Annotated in this window: 13 protein-coding genes; 9 read left to right on the plus strand and 4 right to left on the minus strand. The window is 60.5% G+C overall.

The genetic code is table 11. The features are described 5' to 3' along the window. Positions 1-84 precede the first annotated feature (84 nt). Both M5G26_RS15920 and M5G26_RS15925 read left to right on the plus strand, forming a co-directional pair. Complete coding sequence (locus M5G26_RS15920) at positions 85-1,269, plus strand: DUF3142 domain-containing protein (protein WP_273915914.1); 1,185 nt, start codon at positions 85-87, stop codon at positions 1,267-1,269. Next, positions 1,256-3,394, plus strand: a complete 2,139-nt coding sequence (locus M5G26_RS15925; protein ID WP_273915915.1) for a hypothetical protein — start codon at positions 1,256-1,258, stop codon at positions 3,392-3,394. Before M5G26_RS15920 ends, M5G26_RS15925 begins: the two co-directional genes overlap by 14 nt. On the opposite strand, the gene M5G26_RS15930 is transcribed toward M5G26_RS15925, so the two are convergent. Next, the gene (locus M5G26_RS15930; protein ID WP_150694326.1) at positions 3,391-4,020 is read right to left on the minus strand and encodes a LysE family translocator; all 630 of its coding nucleotides are present in this window, start codon (positions 4,018-4,020) and stop codon (positions 3,391-3,393) included. The genes M5G26_RS15925 and M5G26_RS15930 overlap by 4 nt on opposite strands. A gap of 144 nt (positions 4,021-4,164) precedes the next feature. Here M5G26_RS15930 and M5G26_RS15935 point away from each other — a divergent pair, with 144 nt between their 5' ends. Continuing rightward, positions 4,165-4,638: an Lrp/AsnC family transcriptional regulator gene (locus M5G26_RS15935; protein WP_007960832.1), complete on the plus strand. Its 474-nt coding sequence runs from the start codon at positions 4,165-4,167 to the stop codon at positions 4,636-4,638. A gap of 129 nt (positions 4,639-4,767) precedes the next feature. Here the strand turns inward: M5G26_RS15935 and lpdA are convergent, their stop codons facing one another. Beyond that, positions 4,768-6,168, minus strand: coding sequence for a dihydrolipoyl dehydrogenase (gene lpdA / locus M5G26_RS15940; RefSeq protein WP_273915916.1), 1,401 nt, complete (start codon positions 6,166-6,168; stop codon positions 4,768-4,770). 212 nt (positions 6,169-6,380) lie between these two features. Between lpdA and hflK (M5G26_RS15945) the strand changes: the two genes are divergently transcribed. The 5 genes from hflK (M5G26_RS15945) (at position 6,381) to cfaB (ending at position 13,688) form a co-directional block, all read left to right on the plus strand. Continuing rightward, positions 6,381-8,345, plus strand: a complete 1,965-nt coding sequence (gene hflK / locus M5G26_RS15945; protein ID WP_273915917.1) for a protease modulator HflK — start codon at positions 6,381-6,383, stop codon at positions 8,343-8,345. Then, positions 8,342-9,382 (plus strand): protease modulator HflC, encoded by a 1,041-nt coding sequence (hflC, locus tag M5G26_RS15950; RefSeq protein WP_273915918.1) that lies wholly within the window; start codon positions 8,342-8,344, stop codon positions 9,380-9,382. Before hflK (M5G26_RS15945) ends, hflC begins: the two co-directional genes overlap by 4 nt. Further along, entirely contained in the window at positions 9,379-10,428 is a 1,050-nt protein-coding gene (gene hflK / locus M5G26_RS15955) for a protease modulator HflK (protein WP_273915919.1), read from the plus strand. Before hflC ends, hflK (M5G26_RS15955) begins: the two co-directional genes overlap by 4 nt. After that, complete coding sequence (locus tag M5G26_RS15960; RefSeq protein ID WP_273915920.1) at positions 10,425-12,332, plus strand: heavy metal translocating P-type ATPase; 1,908 nt, start codon at positions 10,425-10,427, stop codon at positions 12,330-12,332. The genes hflK (M5G26_RS15955) and M5G26_RS15960 overlap by 4 nt, the downstream gene beginning before the upstream one ends. Before the next feature lie 168 nt (positions 12,333-12,500). Continuing rightward, entirely contained in the window at positions 12,501-13,688 is a 1,188-nt protein-coding gene (cfaB, locus tag M5G26_RS15965) for a C17 cyclopropane fatty acid synthase CfaB (RefSeq protein WP_273915921.1), read from the plus strand. 35 nt (positions 13,689-13,723) lie between these two features. On the opposite strand, the gene cls is transcribed toward cfaB, so the two are convergent. Continuing rightward, entirely contained in the window at positions 13,724-15,163 is a 1,440-nt protein-coding gene (gene cls, locus M5G26_RS15970) for a cardiolipin synthase (RefSeq protein ID WP_273915922.1), read from the minus strand. Positions 15,164-15,294: 131 nt separating this feature from the next. On the opposite strand from cls, the gene M5G26_RS15975 reads away from it, so the two are divergent. Beyond that, positions 15,295-15,813 (plus strand): DUF3617 domain-containing protein, encoded by a 519-nt coding sequence (locus M5G26_RS15975; protein ID WP_095119725.1) that lies wholly within the window; start codon positions 15,295-15,297, stop codon positions 15,811-15,813. Between the two features lie 113 nt (positions 15,814-15,926). Here M5G26_RS15975 and M5G26_RS15980 read toward each other — a convergent pair whose 3' ends face one another. After that, positions 15,927-17,258 (minus strand): dihydroorotase, encoded by a 1,332-nt coding sequence (locus M5G26_RS15980; protein ID WP_273915923.1) that lies wholly within the window; start codon positions 17,256-17,258, stop codon positions 15,927-15,929.

Here is a 17,258-nt window from a genome sequence, read left to right on the forward strand (position 1 = left end):
AAGACACAACGCCTTCGCGAGCAGGCTCGCTCCCACAGGGATTTGTGTAACCTTGCAACCCTGTGGTGTCAGGGATTGGAAGGTATGCGGTTTCTCGTCGGTCTGGTTGCATTGATTGCGCTGTCTGCTTGCAAGCAGCAGGACGCGCGCCCCCTCGACCAACAACTCTACATCTGGCAACGCCAATGGACGCCAGCCCACGAGGCTGCGCTGCGTGACAGTCGCCAGGATTTCTCGACGCTACGCGTCCTCGCACTGCAAGCCTTTCCTAATGCGGGATGGCGCCGGGCGCGGATCGATGCGCAATTATTGAAAGCCGATGGTCGTCCGTTGATTGCGGTGATTCGTCTCGACGGCCAGCTCAAGTCGCTGGATCAGGATCAGGTCACTGTGCAGATTCTGCAGGTGCTTGCCGATTGGCAAGCGCAAGGCCTGACGCTGAGCGGCGTCGAAATCGACCATGACGCGGGTAATGCGCGGTTGCCGGCATACGCTGAATTCCTCAAACATCTGCGCTCGGCCTTACCGACGAATCTGCCCTTGAGCATCACGGCACTGCCGGCCTGGCTCGGCAGTGCGCAATTGCCCGAACTTCTGCAAACCGTCGACAGCAGCGTGTTGCAAGTGCACGCCGTCAGCGATCCGCGCCGCGGTTTGTTCGATCCTGATCAGGCGTTGAAATGGGCCAAGGCCTGGGCAGGTATCACCGACAAACCGTTCTATCTGGCGCTGCCGGCTTACGGCGTGGCGCTGTTGCCCGATGACGGCGGGGCGCCGGTGGTGGAAAGCGAAGTGCAACTTGAGCGGGGCGGGCAGCGCCGGGAGCTGCTGGCTGATCCGCTGCAACTGAGCCAGCTCGGTCAGGCATTGCGTGAGGACCCTCCCGCGCATCTGGCCGGTCTGATCTGGTTTCGTCTGCCGCTGGCCAATGATCGCCGCGCCTGGAGTCTGACCACCCTGCGTGCGGTGGCCCGGGGTGATCAACTCGCCAGTCAGCTCGGCGTGACGTTGAGCGAGCTCGACGGCCTCTACGACATCAAACTCGACAACCCCGGCAACCTCGACAGTGTCTGGCCAGCGCGGATCACGCTGAAGACACAAAGCTGCGAAGGCGCCGATGCACTCGCCGGTTACTCGTTGCAACAAAGCCCGGATCTGCTTACCTTCACCCGCCTGCGCGACGGCCGTTTGCCGGCGGGCGGACAACGCGCTATCGGTTGGGCGCGTTGCGCAAATATTGATCAAGGAGGTTCGCATGTTGACCCGTAACTGGCCCCGCCATCTGCTCTGCCTGAGCCTCTGCCTGCCGCTGGGTTCGGCGCTGGCCTGCGGACCAGATTTCCCGATGCGCCTGCTCGACAATCGCGGGCAGACCCTCGCGGATCTGCCTGAGGGCAACTTCAACTTCGAACTCAGCCGCCTCGGCAAAACCATCGCCGGGCTGAAGAATGTCACTGCGGCGACGTACAATCCCAACGATATGTACGGCGAAGAAAACGCGGCGGCCGAGGCTCGGGAAAAGGCTGAACAGGCCGGACTGAGCGCCGAGCAGCAAGCGTTGGTCAAACAACTGCGCGGCCTGACCGATGCGCGTCAGGTCGAGGCGCAGGGCGCCAGCCTGCCGGCGGAAATCCGTTTGTACGTGGCCGGTGCGGTGGCGTTTGCCACGGGCGATCATCAACTCGCGGTCGAGTATTTCAACAAGCTGCTGACGCTGCCGGCAGATCAGCGTCCGTTGCGCAGCACGTGGGCGGCGTATTCGATGGGCCGTACCTGGTTTGCCATGAGCAGCGAAGGCGGGGATGCGGTCGAGGCGCTGGAGCAATCGCGTGATGCGTTCCGCCAGGCCCGGCAACTGAGCATCGACGGTTTCAGCGATCCGCTGGAGTTGGGTGTTGCCAGCCTCGGTGAAGAGGCGCGGGTGTTGCGCACGGCGGGCGACTGGAGCGGCGCCATCGAATTGTACGAAGCACAGAACCTGCACGGCTCGCCCGTGGGTTACACCTCGCTCAAGCAACTGATGAATGAACTGGCGGAGTTGCCCGAGGCCGAACTCACCGAGTTGCTGCAGCACAAAGCCGTGCAGCAACTGGTCACGGCATCGCTGGTCAGCCGCCAGGGCTGGTCGTTTGGCGATGAGCCGCCGAACGAGAAGAAACTGGTCAAGCTGCTGCAAAACAGCACCCGTGGCAGCCTCGACAATGCTGATCGTCTGGCGGCGATGAGTTATCAACAGGGCGATTACGCCGGCGCCAAAGCCTTCCTCGAAAATGCCGGTGACGGCGGCCTGGCGTGGTGGCTACGAGCGAAACTGGCAGTGCGTGATGGCGATAAAAATGCTGCGGCCGCCGCCTATTCGAAAGCTGCGCAGGCCTTCCCGCAGAGCGAAGACTGGGGTTACCGGCGCACACCGGACTGGGCGTATGAAGCCGTTCAGCCGAAGTGCCGGGTCGAGGGCGAAAGCGCGATTCTCGCCTTGCAGCGCGGCGAGTATCTGCAAGCGTTCGTGCAGTTGTATCGCAGCAACAGTGTCTACTGGTTCGACGCCGCGACCGTGGCCGAGCGTGTGCTGACGGTCGATGAGCTGAAAAAATACATCGACGATAACGTCCCGGCTCCGCCCGCGCTGACTCAACAGCAGCGCGATAACTACGTGCCGCTGCCGGTCGCCGCCAGCCTGCGCAATCTGCTGGGTCGGCGCTTGCTGCGTGAAGGGCATTACGCCGACGCGGTGGCTTATTTCGACAATCCCGACCTGCAAAACAAGGCTCGCCTCTACGGCGAACAACGGCTGAAGGCTGATGCCGCGTGGTGGCCGACCAAACGCGCCAGTGCGTTGTACAACGCCGCGTGGACGGCGCGTGAATGGGGCATGGATATTCTCGGTTACGAGATGGCGCCGGACTACGCCACGTTCGGTGGCAACTACAGCCTGGAAAGTGTTGAGTTGAAAGTCGGCCCGCTGGTCAGCGAAGCCGAAGTGCAGCGTCAGGCCGCCAGCGAAGCGAAGCCGGATCAGCGCTATCACTACCGTTTCGTCGCCACCGAACTGGCCGGGCGCGCTGCTGACAACCTGCCGCACACCAGTCAGGCGTTTGCCGCTGTGCTGTGCAACGCCGCTGGCTGGAACAGCAGCCTGGAAGATCAGAGCGCGCTGTATCAGCGTTATATCAAGGAAGGGCCGTTCGTCCCGTGGGCGGTGGATTTCGGCAATCAGTGCCCGTACCCGGATTTCGAAAACGCCGACAAGCGTTATGTCACTCAGGTAACGGATGCTGTGCGTTCATCGTTGCGGCCGTATAAGTGGCCGGTGCAGATCGGCGCGGTTGTGCTGGTCGCGGGCGCTGCGTTGCTGTTGATCAGTCGTCGCCAGCGCAAGGCCCGCAAAGGCTAAGCCTGCTGGACGAAGGTCAGGCGCACGGCGAAACCGATCAGCAGGCTGCCAAACAGCCATTGTTGTACACGTTGGGCCGTTGGACTGTGTTGCAGCCAACGGCCCAGCGCGGCGCCGGTGAGGGCGTAGGCGCTGTCGAACAGCAGGCCGACGCCAACCAGCAGCATGCCAAGCACGGCAAACTGGCTTAACACCGGCGCGCCGTCGTTGACGATGAATTGCGGCAGCAGCACCGAACAGAACAACAGTGCTTTTGGGTTGAGCAGGTTGGTCAGCAAACCGCGTCGGACGGCTTCGCGCCATTGCCCGTGGGAATTGCCAGGCTCGCCAGCATTCAGGTTCGGCAGCAGGGTGCTGCGCAGGCATTGAATGCCGATCCACAACAGATACGCCGCCCCCGCCAATCGCACCGCCTCGAATGTCCACGGCGCGGCTTTGAACAGCGCCGCCAGCCCCAACGCCGCCAAGGCCACGTGACAACCACGGGCAACGCCCAGGCCGATGGCAGTGGCCAGCGCCGCACCGCGCCCCTGGCGGGCACCGGTTTGCAGCAGCAGGATCATGTCCGGGCCGGGCAACAGATAGACCACCGCCAATGCCAGGAAAAACAGCCAGAGACTCGCCACGCTACACCCCTTTCGTTGTCGATTCGGTGAGCCAAGTCTAGGGCCGAAAGGTGGGGCAGGTGCTTGCGTAGTCCGCTTCAAAAGCCTGCTGCTTTGGCATAATCTGCTGGTTTTCACCGTAACGACTATCAGGATCTGCCAAACATGAAACTCGACGCCTTTGATCGCAAGATTCTCGCGGCCCTGCAACGCAATGGACGCCTGAGCAATGTAGAGCTGGCGGACGAAATCGGCTTGTCGGCCTCACCGTGTCTGCGCCGGGTGCGCATGCTTGAAGAGGCCGGGGTGATTCGCGGTTATCAGGCCAATCTCGATCGCGATGAAGTCGGGCTGGGGCTGACGGTGTTTGTCGGGGTCAAGGTCGAGCGCCACAACGATGAACAGGCCGAGGCGTTTTATGCTGCGGTGACGGCGCTGCCGGAGGTGATTTCAGCGTTTCTGGTCTCGGGCGAGTCGGATTTTCTGTTGCAAGTGGTGGTGCCGGATCTGCGCGCGTATGACCGTTTTCTCAGCGGCTGTCTGTTGAAACTGCCGGGGGTGAGCGATATTCGCAGTAACTTTGCGATTCACACGGTGAAGACGCCGGGGGCGTTGCCGCTGGGGCATCTTCCGCTATAGACCGAGTCGCACCCTTCGCGAGCAGGCTCGCTCCCACATTCGACCGCAGTTCTTCAGAAGGAACACGGTCAACTGTGGGAGCGAGCCTGCTCGCGAAAGCGGTGTTTCAACCACCTGGATTTCAGAAGCCTACATCTGCGTCGCCATCCCCTCGACATTCATCGCCGCCTGGCGCAACGCTTCCGACCGGGTAGGATGAGGGTGACACGTCAACGCAATGTCTTCCGCCGAAGCACTGAACTCCATCGCCACACAGAATTCGCCAATCATTTCACTCACACTCGGGCCGACCAGGTGTACGCCGAGTACTTCATCGGTGCGCTCATCGGCGAGGACTTTGGCGAAACCCTCGGTCTCGTGGTTGATCTTCGCTCGGCTGTTGGCGGTGAACGGAAACTTGCCGACCTTGTAGGCGCGGCCCTCGGCCTTGAGTTGTTCTTCGGTCTTGCCGACGCTGGCCAGTTCCGGTTTGGTGTAGATCACGTTAGGGATCAGGTCGTAATTGACCTCGCCAGCCTTGCCGTGGATCTGCTCGACGCAGGCCATCGCTTCGTCTTCAGCCTTGTGCGCGAGCATCGGCCCGGAGGTCACGTCGCCGATCACCCAGATGCCGGTGGCTTCGGTGCGGTGTTGTTTGTTGGCGAGCATGCCGCGTTTGTCGGTGCTCAGGCCGACGTTCTCCAGACCGAGGTCTTTTGTGTAAGGGCGGCGACCGATAGCGACCAATACGTAATCGGCTTCAAGCAACTCGGCAGTGCCGCCAGCGGCCGGCTCGACGCTGAGCTGTACGCCGTTGGCGGTAGATGTGGCGCTGGTGACTTTCGAACTCAGTTTGAAAGTGATGCCCTGTTTGCTCAGCGAGCGTTGCAGGGTTTTACCGGCCTCACCATCAACACCCGGACAGATGCGGTCGAGGTATTCGACCACGGTGACCTGTGCGCCCAAACGCCGCCATACCGAGCCCAGTTCCAGACCAATCACCCCGGCACCGATCACTACCAGATGCTTGGGCACTTCGCTCAGCGACAGCGCGCCGGTTGAATCAATAATGCGCTGGTTGTCGATCTCGACGCCGGGCAGGGGAGTGGGCTCGGAGCCGGTGGCGATAATGATGTCCTTGGCGGTCAGTTCGATTTTGCTGCCCTGATCGTCGGTCACGGTGACTTTGCCCGGGCCGTCGATGTGGCCCCACCCCTTGATCCACTCGACCTTGTTTTTGCGAAACAGAAACTCGATGCCTTTGGTCAGGCCGGCCACGCTCTCGTCTTTCTGCTTCATCATTTGCGCGAGGTTTAGCGTCGGTTTGACCTCGATGCCGAGGTTGGCGAATTCCGCACCCATCGCCGCGTCGTACAGCTCCGAGGCATGCAACAGGGCTTTTGACGGCATGCAACCGACGTTCAGGCAGGTGCCGCCGAGCGTTGCCCGGCCTTCCACGCAAGCGGCCTTGAGGCCCAACTGGCCGGCGCGGATTGCTGCATTGTAGCCACCGGGGCCGCCGCCCAGAATCACCACGTCATAGTTGCTCATGCGCTTGCTCCTGTTTGATGGATGCGGATCGCTAAAAGTAGTTCCGGATGAAAATTACGAACGTAATATGTGCGTTTCCCCGCATTTCGGTCAAGGCTTCAGGGAAGCGACAGGTTGGGCATCTTTGAATAAGCGTAATTGTGTACGAATATTTCACCTATTTCGTTATATCGTAACGATATACAGGTGTGAGCCAATGAATTTGGGGTGATATGCAAGTCGATCTGGACGTAGAAGGCCCGCAAGTGACCGGACTGCCGCGCTTTCAGCAAGCAGCCGTGCAAAGCCGACGCCTGCGACGTTGGGCGATCGGTCTCGGCGGATTGGCCGGGGCAGGGTGGGTGCTGGCGTTCTTTGTCGGGCTGTTTGCCCCGCAGTCCTTGTGGCTGCCGCTATTGGTCAACCAGAGTGCGGCATTGCTGGTGCTGGTCGCAGGTCTGCAATCGGCGTGGTGGGTGACGCAATGGCGCGCGCAGGTGATCAATCCTGCTGTTGTGCTGGTGCCACTTACTGACGAGGAACAATCTGCGCCGCAGGGCTGGTACGAGCGGCTGTTGGAGCGCATGAGTCAAGGCAGTCTGCATCTGCTCAATCAGCTCGGTGCGGCGACGCTGTGGTTGGCGGGTTGGTCGCTGCTGGTGATGCTGAGCATCGAGCCGGTGTGGAACCTCGCGTTGCCCGCCGCTGCCGTGGGGGTGTCTGCCACTGTGGGTGCTGCGTTGGCGCTGTTGCTGGCGTTCGGTTTGCTGGTACTGGAGCGGCAACTCGCTCAGGAAAATCCGGCGCAATGGCCCGAAGCGGGAGTATTGGCGCAACTGACGCGCGTGGCGATCGTCAGTCTGGTGCTGGGCGCGTTGTGTTTGCTGTTCGCCGGCGAGAGCTCAGTGTGGCCGGTTCGCGTTGCCGTGCTGATCGGTATCTTGCCAGGATTGGTCTCGATCGAGCTGCTATTGCGCGCTGTTCTCTCGGTATTCAGCCCTCGCCGTGAGCGGCTTGAACCGACATTGTTGGCGCGCAGTTTTGTCGCCGATATGCTGCGTTGGCCACCACAGCCGTTACTCGCCTTGCAGCATGAATTGCACAACCGCTTTGGCATCGATCTGCGCCAGATCTGGGCGTTCAGTTACATGCGCCGGGCTTTTCTGCCGGTGCTGACCTTGGTCGCTGCAGTGGGCTGGTTACTCACCGGCGTCCATGAAATCCCGTTACAGGGACGGGGTATCTATGAGCGTTTCGGCAAACCGGTGCAGGTGTTCGGCCCGGGACTGCACACGGGTCTGCCGTGGCCGTTGGGGCGGGTGTTGATCGTTGAAAACGGCGTGGTTCATGAATTGGCAACCAGCGTCGGCGAGAACTCTGCGCCGCTGCAAGCCGACCCAGCTGAAGGTCCGGCGCCCATTACCGCCAACCGTTTGTGGGACGCCAGTCATATCAACGACAAGTCGCAAGTCATCGCCAGCAGCCATGGCGAGCAGCAGAGCTTTCAGATCGTCAACATGGACGTGCGCTTCGTCTATCGCATTGGCCTGACTGATCAGGCTGCGCTGGCCGCCACCTACAACAGTGCCGATGTGCCGACGCTGATCCGCAGCACCGCCAGCCGGATTCTGGTGCACGACTTTGCCTCACGCACGCTCGACGGTTTGCTCGGTCAAGACCGTGTCGGGCTGGGCGAGGAGATCGGTCGCGCGGTGCAAAGCGATCTGCAAAAACTCGACAGCGGTGTGGAAATTCTCGCCACGGTCGTCGAAGCCATTCATCCGCCAGCCGGTGCCGCCAATGCCTATCACAGCGTGCAAGCGGCACAGATTGGCGCCCAAGCCTTGATCTCCCGTGAGCGTGGCGCGGCGGCGGAAGCGAGCAATCAGGCGCAGTTGCAGGCCAGTCTTGCTCGTGACCAGGCCAGCGCTAATGCACGGGAAACCAGCGCTACGGCGCAGGCGGCGGATCTGAGATTCCGTGCCGAGCAAAAAGCCTTCGCCAGCGCTGGTCAGGCCTTTGTGCTCGAGCAATACCTCGGCCAGCTCAGCCAAGGCCTGAGCAAAGCCAAATTGCTGATACTCGATCATCGTCTGGGTGGCAGCAGCAATGCGCCGACCATCGACCTGCGTACGTTCTCGCTGCCGGCTGACCCGACGCCCGCGCGCACCACCGCTCAACCAGGAGTCGCCCATTGAGCCAGTCGCACACACACGATCATCATGACCACAGCGGCCACGATCACGGTCACGGCGGGCATCACCATCATCATGGCCATCATCACCATGGTGCACCGGAAGAGGCCGGGCCTTTTCCGTGGCGACGGATGGGCTGGGCAGCCTTGCTGGTGGCGTTTGCCATTGCGGCGGCGAGCCTGGTGCAAGTGCGTTCCGGCGAAGCCACGGTCATTACCCGTTTCGGTAATCCATCGCGGGTGCTGCTTGATCCGGGTTTGAGCTGGCGCTGGCCGGCACCGTTCGAGGCGGCGATACCGGTGGATTTGCGTCTGCGCACCACCTCCAGTGGCTTGCAGGATGTCGGCACGCGCGACGGTTTGCGCATCATTGTGCAAGCCTACGTCGCGTGGCAGGTACAAGGTGATCCGGACAATGTGCAGCGCTTTATGCGCGCGGTGCAGAATCAGCCGGATGAAGCGGCGCGGCAGATTCGCACCTTCGTGGGCTCGGCGCTGGAAACCACCGCCAGCAGCTTCGATCTGGCGAATCTGGTCAACACTGATGCCAGTCAGGTGCATATCGCTGAATTCGAAGCGCAACTGCGCGAGCAGATCGATCAGCAATTGCTCGCGACCTATGGCGTGCGGGTGGTTCAGGTTGGTATCGAGCGATTGACCCTGCCGTCGGTGACGCTGACTGCCACCGTCGATCGTATGCGCGCCGAGCGTGAAACCATCGCCACTGAACGCACGGCGATCGGCAAACGTGAAGCCGCGCAAATCCGTTCCGCTGCTGAACGCGATGCGCGGATTGTTCAAGCGGATGCGACGGTGAAGGTAGCAGAAATCGAAGCGCAATCCCGGGTCGAAGCGGCACAGATTTATGGCCGCGCCTACGCCAGTTCACCACAGCTCTACAATTTGCTGCGCTCGCTGGACACTCTCGGCACCATTGTCACGCCGGACACCAAATTGATTCTGCGCACCGACGCCGCGCCATTCCGCGTGCTGGTCGATGGCCCACCGACACTCGACAGTAAACCCGGATCGCAGCCATGAGTGATGAAGTTCCACGTGGAACACATTCGCTGAACAGTCCGTGGATTCAGGCTGGGCGTTTGGCGTTTTTTGCCCTGTATGCGGTGACAGTATTGGCCGCGCTGGCGTGGGCATTTTCTAATGTGCGGCAGATCGACCCGCAGAGTCGTGCGGTGGTTTTGCATTTCGGCGCACTTGATCGCATCCAGAATGCCGGTCTGTTATTGGCCTGGCCACAGCCGTTCGAGCAGGTGATTTTGCTGCCGGCAGCGGATCGGGTCATTGAACGTCGAGTGGAAAACCTGCTGCGCAGCGATGAAGCACTGAAGGCTGATCGTGTCGCTTCGTTCGCCGTACCGCTGAGCGATGCGCTGGCTGGATCTGGTTATTTATTGACCGGCGATGCCGGCGTAGTGCAGCTCGATGTGCGGGTGTTTTACAAAGTCAGCGACCCTTACGACTTCGTATTGCAGGCCGATCATGTGCTGCCAGCCCTGGATCGATTGGTCACCCGAAGCGCCGTGGCGCTGACTGCCGCGCGGGATCTGGACACCATTCTGGTCGCGCGCCCGGAGTTGATCGGCACTGACAATCAAGCGGCCGAACGCCGTGAAAGACTGCGCGGTGATCTGGTGCAAGGCGTCAACAAACGCTTGGCCGGGTTGAAGGCGAGCGGGCAGGGCATCGGTATCGAAGTGGCGCGGGTTGATGTGCAATCGAGTCTGCCGGCTCCAGCGGTCAGTGCGTTCAACGCGGTTCTCACAGCCAGCCAGCAAGCTGACAAAGCCGTGGCCAATGCACGCACGGACGCCGAGAAACTCACTCAGACTGCCAACGAACAAGCCGATCGCACGCTGCAAGTCGCTCACGCGCAGGCCGGTGAGCGTCTGGCCAAGGCTGCTGCCGACACCGCCACAGTATCGAGTCTGGCCAGCGCCACCGACCCGCAAATGCTCCTGCGCCTTTACCGCGAACGCATGCCGAAGATTCTCGGTGCGGCCGGTTCGGTGACCACGGTCGACCCGAAAGACGATTCCCGTCTGATCATTCAGGGAGCCAGTAAATGACTGCGACGACTGCCGCACCCAGCCTGTTGTCTTCTGCCGAACAACGCCGCGCTGCACGGCAATTGACCCTGGCCATGCTTGCGCTGGGCCTGCTTGGCCTGGGTCTGATCTGGCGCTGGTGGGTGCCGGAGCAAACCGGGGTCAGCCAATTGCTGCTCGGTTTTGCTTCCTTATTGGTGGCCGTACCGGTGATGCGTTCAGCGTGGTTCAGCCTTCGCTATCCGAGCCTGCATGGCATCACCGATCAACTGATTGCCCTGGCCATGCTCGGCGCGTGGGCGACCGGTGATCTGCTGACGGCGGCACTGCTGCCGATCATCATGATCTTCGGCCATGTGTTGGAAGAGCGCAGTGTCATTGGTTCGCAGGAAGCGATTCACGCCCTCGGTCAACTGACCCGCAGCCATGCGCGCAAGGTTCAGGCTGATGGCACGATCATCGAAGTGGATAACGCCACGCTGAAGGCCGGCGACATGGTCGAGGTACGTGCGGGTGATCGGGTGCCGGCGGACGGTCGGGTGCTGTCCGGCCAGGCGAGTCTCGATACGGCTTCTATTACCGGTGAATCGGTACCGGTCGAAGCGGGCGTCGGCATGACGGTGTTTGGTGGTGCGATCAACCTCGACGGTCTGCTGCGGATCGAAGTGACGCGCACTGGAGATGAGTCGACGCTGGGCAAAGTCATCGCCTTGATGCAAAACGCAGAGCGTTCGAAACCGCCGATCACGCGCTTGCTCGAACGTTATGCCGGCAGCTACATGGTGCTGGTGTTGCTGCTGGCGGCGGTGACCTGGTTTATCACCCACGATGCCCAAGCGATGCTCGCCGTTCTGGTCGCAGCCTGTCCGTGCGCGTTGGTGCTGTCGGCTCCGGCCACGGCGATTGCCGGTGTCGCGGTAGCGGCACGCCACGGCATTCTGATCCGCAGTTCGGCGTTTCTTGAAGAACTGGCTGACCTCACTTCTCTGGTCGTCGACAAGACCGGAACCCTGACTTACGGCACTCTCCGCTTGCAGTCGATCAATAGCCCGCGCGCAGAGTCTTCCACGGTCATGGCGCTCGCCGCCAGTCTCGGCGCGGCAAGCAGTCACCCGGTCAGTCGTGCGCTTGCGGGGTTGGTCGGTCAGGCAGAATGTTTACCGCTGAGCGATATTCACGAGCGCCAAGGCCTCGGCGTGGTGGCCATGACTTCGCAGGGCGAAGCGGCGCTCGGCCGACCGGAATTGTTCGCGCAGTTGGGGATCGCAACCACCGCGGTCCCTGAGCACGATGGACCGATCGCCGGACTGGCACTGAACGGTGAATTCCTCGCCTGGTTGTTGTTGGCCGACACGGTTAAGCCGGAAGCCCGCTTTGCCCTCGGCGAATTGCGTGAACTGGGCCTTGGTCGGCAACTGCTGCTGACCGGGGATCGTCAGAGCGTGGCCCAGACTCTGGCGCGTGATGTCGGTTTGCACGAAGTTCAGGCCCAGGCCTTGCCCGAAGACAAACTCAATCGCGTGCTCAAGGAAATCGACAACGGCTTCCGGCCAATGGTGGTGGGTGACGGCATCAACGATTCGCTCGCGCTCAAGGCGGGCGTGGTCGGTGTAGCGATGGGCGCAGGAGGGGCGGATATCGCGCTGGCCTCGGCTGACATCGTTTTGATTGGCAGCGATCTGCGTCGGCTCGGCACCTGCGTACGACTCAGTCGTCAGTGCCGCAGGACGTTGCAGGTCAACGTGATCATCGGGCTGGGCTGGACGCTGGCCATCGTCGTGTTCGCTGCCTTCGGTTGGCTCGGCGCTGCCGGGGCCATGATCGCCGCGCTGCTGCACAACCTCAGCACGTTGCTGGTGCTGGGTAACGCCGGTCGTTTGTTGCGTTTTCAGGAGCCTCTGCTAAAGATCAAAGAGCAGAATTGATCATTTTTTGAACTGCGCACCGGGCTGTTTGTCATCAGATCAGGCGCATTGAAAACGGATCAAGCAGCCTTCCAGGTTCATAGTCGGCGGCTATCAAATCGATAGCCTGCTATTTTTCAAGGATGGTCTACCCTCAGATCAGACGTCTGAAACAAGGGGGGATTTTCCATGCTCGCGCAACTTCCACCGGCCTTACAGAATCTGCAGCTACCGCTTCGACTGCGGCTCTGGGACGGCCATGAGTTCAATCTGGGGCCGGCGCCCAGCGTTACCATCGTGGTCAAGGACCCGCGGATGGTCACTCAGTTCACCCATCCTAGCCTTGATGCGCTCGGAGCGGCATTCGTTGAAGGCAAACTCGAACTGGAGGGCTCGATCAGCGAAGTCATCCGGGTCTGCGACGAATTGAGCAATGCTTTGCTCGGTGAAGATGAAGACAGTAACCCCGTGCGTTCGGTGCACGACAAGGAAACCGACGCCAAAGCCATCTCCTACCACTACGACCTGTCCAATGCGTTCTACCAGCTCTGGCTGGACAGCGACATGGCGTATTCCTGCGCGTATTTCGAAACGGGCAGCGAAACGCTTGAGCAGGCGCAACAAGCCAAATTCCGTCATCTGTGCCGCAAGCTGCGTTTGCAGCCGGGTGACTATCTGCTGGATGTCGGGTGCGGTTGGGGTGGGCTGGCACGGTATGCCGCTCGAGAGTTCGGCGCCAAGGTCTTCGGCATCACCCTGAGCAAGGAACAGCTTGAACTGGCACGTGAGCGGGTCACAGCCGAAGGCCTCGAAGACCAGATCGAACTGCAGTTGCTCGACTACCGCGATCTGCCCCAGGATGGGCGTTTCGACAAGGTCGTCAGTGTCGGCATGTTCGAACACGTCGGCCACGCCAATCTCGCCGAGTACTGCAAAACCCTGTTCGGCGCGGTGAAGGAGGGCGGTCTGGTGATGAACCATGGCATCACCGCCAAACACACCGATGGCCGTCCGGTGGGACGCGGTGCCGGGGAATTCATCGAGAAATATGTATTCCCCAACGGTGAGTTACCGCACCTGGCGATGATCTCGGCCGAGATCAGCGAAGCGGGCCTTGAGATTGTCGACGTCGAAAGTCTGCGGCTGCATTACGCGCGCACGCTGGATCACTGGAGCGAGCGGCTGGAGGACAATCTCGAAGCCGCTGGCAAACTGGTACCCGATCAAGCGCTGCGCATCTGGCGTTTGTACCTCGCCGGTTGCGCCTACGCGTTCGCGCGTGGCTGGATCAATTTGCACCAGATCCTCGCGGTGAAGGTGCACCCGGATGGCAGCCATGAACTGCCGTGGACTCGCGACGACATCTATAACCCTTAACACTGAATAATCCGCTCTCCCCGGGAGAGGGGTTTTTACAGAATCGGCGAAATCAGCCGGGCGATTCGCATACCGACCTGTTGCAGGCGGTGGATCTCCCGGCTTTCTTCTTTGGCGATTTCGTAGGCTTGTTCGAAATCTTCTTCGAGCATGCTTTCCACACTGGCGGCGAAGTCACTGTCGACGGTCAGCAGCATCACTTCGAAATTCAGCCGAAATGAACGGTTGTCCAGATTGGCGCTGCCGATGGCGCTGATCTCGCTGTCGATCAACACCACTTTCTGATGCAGGAATCCCGGTTCGTAGCGGAAAACCCGCACACCAGCGCGCACGGCTTCAAATGCGTAAAGGCTGGAAGCGGCGTAAACGATGCGGTGATCTGGACGCGACGGCAGCAGTAAACGCACATCCACTCCACGCAACACGGCCAGACGCAATGCGGCAAACACGGCCTCGTCGGGAATGAAATACGGGCTGGTGATCCATACCCGCTCCGTCGCTGCGTGGATCGCTTCGACAAAAAACAGCGAGCAGGTTTCGTACGCATCCGCCGGGCCGCTTGCGAGCAATTGGCAGAGCACGCCGTCATCCGGGTATTCATCGGGCAGGATCAGTGGCGGCAGGGTGCGCGCGGCCCAGAACCAGTCTTCGGCGAAGGATTCCTGCATACACGCGACGACCGGGCCACGTACCTTCACATGGGTATCGCGCCAAGGTGCCAACGGTGGTTTTTCACCCATGTATTCATCGCCCACGTTGTGCCCGCCGACAAATCCGACGACGCCATCGACCACGACGATCTTGCGGTGGTTACGGAAGTTGACCTGAAAGCGATTGAGCCAGCCGCTGCGTGTGGCGAATGCTTTGACCTCGACGCCGCCATCGCGCAATGCCTGCACATAACTGTGGGGCAGGGCGTGGCTGCCGATGCCGTCGTAGAGCAGGTGAATAGACACGCCTTCAGCAGCCTTCTTCAGTAGCAAATCACGCAAGCGCTGGCCGAGCCGATCATCGTGAATGATGAAAAACTGGATCAGCACCGCTTCTTTGGCTTGATCGATGGCCTGGAAGATCGCGTCGAAGGTGGCCGCTCCGTTTATCAACAGTTGCACTTGATTGTTCGCCAGGCACGGCATGCGGCCGAGCTTGGGCATTGCGCGTAACGAGGCGTAGGCATTCGAGGCGCGCGCAGTCAGTGCCTCTTCTACCCACGGGCGCCAGTTCAATTCGGAGATGGCCTGACGCATCTGTTCATTCGCCTGGCGCCGCGCCTTGATGTAACCATCAAAGGTGCTGCGGCCGAACACCAGGTACGGAATAAGCGTGAGGTAGGGAATGAAGATCAGCGACAATGCCCAGGCGATCGAGCCTTGAGCCGTGCGCACGGTGAGCACCGCATGGATGGCGGCGATCAAGCCAAGGGTGTGTATCAGGGCGATCAGATAACCGAAAATGTGCGGTCCAAAATAATCCATGGGGCAGCCTTGCTCCGGAAGATTCAATGCTTAACAGACCATGTTCCGTCGCGAATGTCGCTATTTAATTGGTGCATGAACCGAAGCAATCGGCCGACGTCTAACGGCCACTACTGATCAGGAGTTTTTCGATGAACGTTCGTCTGCTGGGTTTGGCGCTGGGCCTGGGTTTGGCATTGCCGGTGGTTGCGCAGGCGCAGATGCTGCAGCCGGGGCTGTGGGAAATGACATCGAGCAACGTCAAGGTCGATGATCAGCCAATGGATGTGCAATCGATCCTCGGCCAACTGCAAGGCCAGATGACCCCGCAACAGCGTGCGGCACTGGAAAAAAACGGCATCAATATCGGCGGCAAGGGTATTCGCGCGTGTCTGACGCCGCAGCAAGTGGCGACCAACGATATTCCGCTGGCCGATCCGCAATCAGGCTGCAAACAGCAGATCACCGAGCGCAGCGGCAACCAATGGAAATTCCGTTTCAGTTGCCCGAAAGCGCAGGGCACCGGTGTGGCGACGTTCCTCAGTGATCGCGAGTTCACGACTGTGGCCAACGGTACGTTCAACGCGATCGGGATCAACCAGAAGGGTAGTCTGGAGACCCGTGCGGTTTGGCTCGGCCAGGATTGCGGCGCTGTGAAACCCCGCGCTTAATGCGATCCCTGTAGGAGCTGCGGCACGCTGCGATCTTTTGATCTTGATTGTCAAAAACAAGATCAAAAGATCGCAGCCTCGTTTCACTCGTCAGCTCCTACAGGGTTTTTGAATCAACGCATAAATCGTAGCGCCAACCCCCGACACCCCTCGTTCACCCGTCCCTCCCGCCAGGCAATCTGCCCCGAGACAATCGTCGTACTCACCCGATGCCGAAAGCTGCGTCCGGCAAACGGCGTCCATCCGCACTGCGACAGAATGGGTTGCCGATCGACCTCCAGTGGTTGCCGTTCAACCAACACCAGATCCGCCCAGTAGCCTTCACGTAAATACCCACGATCGGGAATCGCAAACAGATCCGCGACTCTGTGGCTGGTCTTCGCTACCAACGTGGTGATTGGCAATACATCGTCCGCAACCAACTCCATCAGTGCCGGCAACGCGTGCTGTACCAGCGGTAATCCAGAAGGCGCCTGCGCATAAGCTCGCTGCTTTTCTTCCCAGGTATGCGGTGCATGGTCACTGCCAATCACGTCCAGTAGATTGCTGCTCAGGGCCGCGCGCAACGCATCGCGATCCGCCTGGGTCTTGATCGCCGGATTGCATTTGATCAGGTTGCCGAGGCTTGGGTAGTCGCGATCATCGAACAACAAATGATGCAGACAGACTTCAGCGGTAATGCGTTTCTGCGCCAGTGGTTTATCTTCGAACAACGCCAGTTCACGCGCCGTGGTCAGGTGCAGAACGTGCAGCCTTGTACCGTGGCGTTTGGCCAACTCAACCGCCAGTGAAGAGGATCGATAACACGACTCGGCGTTGCGGATGAGCGGGTGAGCATAGGGCGGGATTCGTCCGTCGTACACCTCACGCAGGTTGGCTGCGTTGGCGTCGATGCTCGGCGTGTGTTCACAATGCGCCAGCAGGATGGTCGGCACCTCGGCGAACAGTCGCTCAAGGATCTGCGGATCATCGACCAGCATGTTGCCGGTCGAGGCGCCCATAAACACTTTCACCCCGGCCACTTCACAGGGATTGAGCGCGGCTACCGTGTCGAGGTTGTCCCGGCTCACGCCAAAGTGAAAGCCGTAATTGGCCACCGAGTTGATCGCCGCCCGACGCTTTTTATCCGCCAGCGCTTCGAGGGTAAGGGTGGCCGGGTTGGTGTTGGGCATGTCCATGAAGCTGGTGATGCCACCGGCAACCGCCGCACGCGACTCGGTGTGAAGGCTGCCCTTGGCTGGCGCACCTGGTTCACGGAAATGCACCTGGTCATCAATCATTCCGGGAAGCAGCCATTGACCGTTCGCGTCGATTTCCACCGTGGCGTTTTCGCCTTCGATACTGCGCGCAATCTTGACGATGCGTCCGTTGCTGACCAACAGATCGCCGTCGAACTCGCGCCCTTCATTGACCAGTCTTGCGTTGCGAATCAGCACGCTGCTCAT

Source organism: Pseudomonas sp. TNT2022 ID642, assembly GCF_028656995.1.
In the GTDB taxonomy this organism is placed as follows: Bacteria; Pseudomonadota; Gammaproteobacteria; order Pseudomonadales; family Pseudomonadaceae; genus Aquipseudomonas.

Bases quoted from the DNA above. Each gene is read 5' to 3' on its own strand.
- hflK (WP_273915917.1), top strand. From the start codon at position 6,381: ATGCAAGTCGATCTGGACGTAGAAGGCCCGCAAGTGACCGGACTGCCG.
- M5G26_RS15920 (WP_273915914.1), top strand. From the start codon at position 85: ATGCGGTTTCTCGTCGGTCTGGTTGCATTGATTGCGCTGTCTGCTTGC.
- M5G26_RS15935 (WP_007960832.1), top strand. From the start codon at position 4,165: ATGAAACTCGACGCCTTTGATCGCAAGATTCTCGCGGCCCTGCAACGC.
- lpdA (WP_273915916.1), bottom strand. From the start codon at position 6,168: ATGAGCAACTATGACGTGGTGATTCTGGGCGGCGGCCCCGGTGGCTAC.
- M5G26_RS15925 (WP_273915915.1), top strand. From the start codon at position 1,256: ATGTTGACCCGTAACTGGCCCCGCCATCTGCTCTGCCTGAGCCTCTGC.
- M5G26_RS15960 (WP_273915920.1), top strand. From the start codon at position 10,425: ATGACTGCGACGACTGCCGCACCCAGCCTGTTGTCTTCTGCCGAACAA.
- cls (WP_273915922.1), bottom strand. From the start codon at position 15,163: ATGGATTATTTTGGACCGCACATTTTCGGTTATCTGATCGCCCTGATA.
- hflK (WP_273915919.1), top strand. From the start codon at position 9,379: ATGAGTGATGAAGTTCCACGTGGAACACATTCGCTGAACAGTCCGTGG.
- cfaB (WP_273915921.1), top strand. From the start codon at position 12,501: ATGCTCGCGCAACTTCCACCGGCCTTACAGAATCTGCAGCTACCGCTT.
- M5G26_RS15975 (WP_095119725.1), top strand. From the start codon at position 15,295: ATGAACGTTCGTCTGCTGGGTTTGGCGCTGGGCCTGGGTTTGGCATTG.
- M5G26_RS15980 (WP_273915923.1), bottom strand. From the start codon at position 17,258: ATGAGCAGCGTGCTGATTCGCAACGCAAGACTGGTCAATGAAGGGCGC.